Raw genomic sequence first — 1027 nt, 5'->3', positions numbered from 1 at the left:
GCCGCGGCCACCAGACCCCGATCGAGACGTTCCAGAGCAGGGCCGGCGGGCCGCTGCGCCGCGGCCACGGCGGGCGGCGAGCCGCCGACCAGGAGCAGGCCGGCGGCCAGGAGGATCCCCCACCGACGGTACGGACGCAGCGAACCCCGCATGGCGACTCCTCCTGGCTGAAACGAATCAACGCAGGTTAGGAATTGACCACGGCCGATGTCAACGGTTCAGAGCGGTTTCCCCGGTAAGCGCATACCTGGGCTCAACCGCTGGTCAGAGGCGGGCGATCGCGGAGGCCGGATCCTCGATCGCGTCGGCGACGCTGCGCATGAAGCTGGCCGCCGTGCCGCCGTCACAGACCCGGTGGTCGAACACGAAGCTCATCTGGGTGATCTTGCGGACGCACAGCTCGCCGTCGACGACCCAGGGCCGGTCCAGGATGCGGCCGAAGCCCAGAATGGCGACCTGCGGATGGTTGATGATCGCGGCGCTGCCGTCGACCCGGAAGCTGCCGTAGTTGTTGAGCGTGAAGGTCCCGGCCTCCTGCGCCGTCACGCGGCCCTCCCGGGCGCTCGCGGTGACTCGCCGGATCTCCTCGTCGAGCTGCCCGGTGGTCATCGTCTCGGCGCCGACGACCGCGGGCACGACCAGGCCGCGCTCCCCCTGCACGGCGATGCCGAGGTTGATCCGGTCGAACTCGACGATCTCCTGCCGCTCGGTGTCCACCCGGGCGTTGAGCATCGGGTACTGCCGCAGGCCGGCCACGACGAACCGGGCGATGTAGGCGAGCAGGCCCGGGCCGGGCGTGCTCTGGCGCAGCTCCCAGAGCTTGGTGGCGTCGACATCGACCCAGACGGTGGCCTCGGGGATCTCGGCGCGGCTGCGGGTCAGCGCCGCCGACACCGCCTTGCGGAATCCGGAGAGCGGAACACGACGCTCCCCCGGCGCGGCCGGCGCGGCGGACGCCGCGACAACCGGCGCGACGGATGCGGCAGGCGCCGAAACAGCCGGCGCGGCAGGCGCTGATGCAGCCGGC

1 protein-coding gene is annotated in these 1027 nt (G+C 71.9%); it reads right to left on the bottom strand.

The genetic code is table 11. From position 1 onward, the window contains the following. Positions 1-264: 264 nt before the first annotated feature. Positions 265-1027, bottom strand: a 763-nt coding sequence (locus AB0C29_RS50190) for a dihydrolipoamide acetyltransferase family protein (RefSeq protein ID WP_360835698.1), incomplete at its 5' end; no start/stop codon positions are given.

This window comes from Actinoplanes sp. NPDC048791, from assembly GCF_040650095.1.
Lineage (GTDB): Bacteria > Actinomycetota > Actinomycetes > Mycobacteriales > Micromonosporaceae > Actinoplanes.
Note: the sequence above shows the minus strand (reverse complement) of the source record. Positions and strands in the feature narration are given on the sequence as shown.